The following is a 4,025-nucleotide window of genomic DNA, read 5'->3' as shown; positions in this document are numbered from 1 at the left end:
GCCGGCGCGGGCTTCCATGCTCTGCACGCGGCCACGGCGCCCGTTGAGGTCGCCCATGACGTCGCCGAGGTATTCTTCGGGCGTCACCACTTCCACGTCCATGATGGGCTCCAGCAGCACTGGGGTGGCCTTCTGCATGGCGTCCTTGATAGCCATGGAGCCAGCCACATAGAACGCCTGTTCCGAAGAGTCCACTTCGTGGTAGGAGCCGAAGACCAGGTTGACCTTCACGTCCACCACGGGGAAGCCAGCCAGCACGCCGGACTTCAGGGCATCGTTGATACCCTTGTCCACCGGGGCGATGTATTCCTTGGGAATGACGCCGCCGGTAATGGAGTTGACGAACTCGTAACCGTTGCCCGGATTGGGTTCGACCTCGATCACAACGTGGCCGTACTGGCCGCGGCCGCCGGACTGCTTGGCGTGCTTGAGGTCGGACTTGGCGGGCTTGGAAATGGTTTCGCGATAGGCCACCTGGGGCTTGCCCACATTGGCGTTCACGTTGAATTCACGGGTCAGGCGGTCAACGATGATTTCCAGATGCAGCTCGCCCATACCGGCAATAAGCGTCTGGTTGGTTTCTTCGTCGCCCTTGACGCGGAAAGAGGGGTCTTCCTTGGCGAGCTTGTTGAGCGCGGCGGAAAGGGCGTCGCGGTCAGCCTTGGTCTTGGGCTCAATGGCCACTTCAATGACCGGCTCGGGAATATTCAGCGATTCCAGGATCACCGGGCGCTTTTCGTCGCACAGGGTGTCGCCGGTGGAGGCGTTCTTGAGGCCCACCAGAGCCACGATGTCGCCAGCGCCGGCCCATTTCACATCTTCGCGCTTGTTGGCGTGCATCTTGAGAATGCGGCCGATGCGCTCACGCTTGCCGGTGTTGGAGTTGTACACCGTGGTGCCGGACTCAAGGAAGCCCGAATAAATGCGGAAGAACGAAAGGTGGCCGATGAAGGGGTCGGAGAACAGCTTGAACAGCAGACCGGCCAGAGGCTCCTTGTCGTTACAGTAGCATTCGATGATTTCATCTTCCTTGCCGGGTACATGGCCGGGCATGGGCGGAATGTCCACGGGCGAAGGCAGGTAGTCCACCACGGCGTCCAGCAGGGGCTGCACGCCCATGTTGCGGAAAGCCGAGCCGCACATGACAGGCACGATGGTGCGGGCAATGGTGGCCTTGCGGATGCAGGAAACAATCTCCTCTTCCGTGAGATCTTCGCCGCCCAGGTACTTTTCGAGCAGCACTTCGTCTTCTTCGGCCACGGCTTCAACCAGTTCGTGCCGCTTTTCCTCAAAGAGGTCCTTCATGTCGGCAGGCACGTCTTCAACCAAAAATTCCTGGCCCTTGCTGAGCTTGTCAAAGCGGATGGCCTTGCCGCGCACGAGGTCCACCACGCCTTCAAACTTGTCTTCAGCGCCGATGGGCAGTTCCAGCGGCACGGCCTTGGCTCCAAGGCGGTCATGAATCATGCCCACGCAACGGAAGAAGTTGGCGCCGATGCGATCCATCTTGTTCACAAAGCAGATGCGGGGTACGCCGTAATGGTCGGCCTGACGCCACACGGTTTCAGACTGGGGCTCAACACCGGCCACAGCGTCAAACACGCAGATGGCGCCGTCAAGCACACGCAGCGAACGTTCCACTTCAATGGTGAAGTCAACGTGACCGGGGGTGTCGATGATGTTGATGCGGCAGTCTTTCCAGAAGCAGGTGGTGGCAGCGGAGGTAATGGTGATGCCACGCTCCTGTTCCTGCTCCATCCAGTCCATGGTGGCCTGGCCTTCGTGCGTTTCGCCAATCTTGTGGCTCACGCCGGTATAGAAAAGAATGCGCTCGGTGGTGGTGGTTTTTCCGGCGTCAATATGGGCCATAATGCCGATATTGCGCTGTTTGTCTACAGGAACGGTGCGGGACACGGGGTTATCCTCCATACTGCGGATGCGGTGTGGTGTGGTGCAAAACCGACGCCGCTTCCTTACGGATGCGGCGTCGGGATATATTCATGAGAAAATCGGGACGGCCTCTTACCAGCGGTAATGAGAGAATGCCTTGTTGGCATCAGCCATGCGGTGGGTGTCTTCGCGTTTTTTCACCGCGCCACCGCGCCCGTTGAAAGCATCCAGCAGTTCGGCGGAAAGCTTCGCGGTCATGCCTTTTTCGCCACGGGAACGGGCGTAGTTGATGAGCCAGCGGATAGACAGGGAAACCTGACGCTCGGGGCGCACTTCCATAGGAACCTGATAGGTGGCGCCGCCCACGCGGCGGGCCTTGACTTCCATGTGGGGCTTCACGTTGTCCAGGGCCTTTTCAAAGGCGCGCATGGGTTCTTCACCTGTCTTTTCGGCCAGGTGTTCCAACGAACTGTAAAAAATCTTTTCAGCGGCGCCCTTTTTGCCGTCATACATGAGCCGGTTCACGAACTTGGTGATGAGACGGCTGGAATAAATCGGATCGGGCAGCACTTCCCTTTTGGGAACAGGACCTTTACGGGGCATGGGGTTTCTCCTTCATGCGGTTTTTCGGCGTCACCAACCCCGCAACGCACCGGCGCTCGAAACAACGGGCGGCCAGGCGCGCCGCATGGCGCACGCCGTACAAGATAAAGCAGACTATTTAGGACGCTTGGCGCCGTACTTGGAACGGCTCTTGCGACGGTCGGCCACACCGGAGGTATCCAGGGTGCCGCGCACGATGTGGTAACGTACGCCGGGCAAGTCTTTTACACGGCCGCCGCGGATGATGACCACAGAGTGTTCCTGAAGGTTGTGGCCTTCGCCGGGGATGTAGGCCGTCACTTCAATGCCGTTGGTCAGGCGCACACGGGCAACCTTACGCAGAGCGGAGTTAGGCTTTTTAGGGGTGGTGGTGTAAACGCGCGTGCACACGCCGCGACGCTGCGGGCAAGCCTGCAGGGCGGGCGTCTTTTTGCGTTTCAGCACGGCCTTCCGCTCAATGCGGATAAGCTGGTTAATCGTGGGCATTCTTTCCCTCCATTTGGGATTTTGTCAAAAACTATAAACCTGAAGAGGACAGGACATATCTTACCTGTCAAGGACTGTCAATAGCGCGCCCCGGCGAAAACCACGGCCCTGCGCCCGGAAGCGCTGTTCCATTTTGCCGGGATCTGTCTTTTTACCTTGTTATTGCACCGTGTTGCCTGCCCGTCGATCAATGCTGATCAATGTTGGTCAATGCGGCACGGAACTGGAAAAAAAATTGATGACAAGCACGCCCAGCACGATGAGTCCAAGGCCGATGCAGGCTGCCAGATCGAGCTTCTGCCCGAAAAGAAACAGACCGATGACGGAGACGATAACTATGCCGACGCCGCTCCAGATACCGTAGGAAATCCCCATAGGCACAACCTTGAGCACCTGCGACAGCAGAAAAAACGAAACTCCGTAACCGGCCAGTGCGGTCACGGTGGGGACAAGGCGGCTCATGCCCTCGGACTGTTTAAGGCATGCTGTGGCGATAACCTCAAGCAGGATGGCTCCGCCCAATTGCAGATAGGCCAGGGTGGCGGGGTGCATATTTTCCTCAAGCGTCGCGGTATGCTGCCGCACGGAAACCGCGCCACATCCGAAGTCGGCAGGCAACGGGCAAAACCGGCCGGGAAGGACATTTCGGCAAAGAAATGCCCTTCCCCAAGCCGCAACTATTCTTCGTTCAAGGCTTCGGCAAAGCGGGTGCGCAGGGCTTCCAGCTTGGCCTTGGCGTCCAGCAGCTTTCCGGCGCGTTCGCGCTCACGCTCGACCACCTCAGCCGGAGCGCGTCCGACGAAGCTTTCATTGCTGAGCTTCTTGTTCACGCCCACTATGTCCTTTTCAAGCTTGGCAAGTTCCTTGTCCAGCCGGGCCAGTTCGCCGTTCAGGTCAACGGCCCCCTTGAGCGGCACAATGACCTGGCAGCCTTCAACCACCGCCGAGGCCGAAGCCTTGGGCGCCTGTACGTCCGCCCCCGCGGTAAGCTCATCCAGGCGTGCCAGCGTGAGCACAAGATCGCGGTTTTCTTCCAACAATGCCTG

Annotated in this window: 4 protein-coding genes and 1 pseudogene; all 5 read right to left on the bottom strand. The window is 59.0% G+C overall.

Annotated features, from left to right (window positions below; translation table 11 throughout):
• A partial coding sequence (gene fusA / locus V6C07_RS07450; protein WP_333535730.1) for an elongation factor G occupies nucleotides 1-1,914 on the bottom strand: 1,914 nt, incomplete at its 3' end.
• A 108-nt stretch (nucleotides 1,915-2,022) separates the two neighbouring features.
• Nucleotides 2,023-2,493, bottom strand: coding sequence for a 30S ribosomal protein S7 (gene rpsG, locus V6C07_RS07445; RefSeq protein WP_012625690.1), 471 nt, complete (start codon nucleotides 2,491-2,493; stop codon nucleotides 2,023-2,025).
• A gap of 114 nt (nucleotides 2,494-2,607) precedes the next feature.
• A complete protein-coding gene (gene rpsL / locus V6C07_RS07440; protein WP_012625691.1) occupies nucleotides 2,608-2,979 on the bottom strand; it encodes a 30S ribosomal protein S12 in 372 nt (123 codons plus the stop codon).
• Nucleotides 2,980-3,186: 207 nt separating this feature from the next.
• Nucleotides 3,187-3,531, bottom strand: coding sequence for an SMR family transporter (locus V6C07_RS07435; protein WP_442886204.1), 345 nt, complete (start codon nucleotides 3,529-3,531; stop codon nucleotides 3,187-3,189).
• A gap of 125 nt (nucleotides 3,532-3,656) precedes the next feature.
• Nucleotides 3,657-4,025: pseudogene (locus V6C07_RS07430) on the bottom strand (valine--tRNA ligase); the annotation flags it as partial.

Origin of the sequence: Desulfovibrio sp. 1214_IL3152, assembly GCF_036763055.1 — a bacterium.
Classification (GTDB): domain Bacteria; phylum Desulfobacterota; class Desulfovibrionia; order Desulfovibrionales; family Desulfovibrionaceae; genus Desulfovibrio.
Note: the sequence above shows the minus strand (reverse complement) of the source record. Positions and strands in the feature narration are given on the sequence as shown.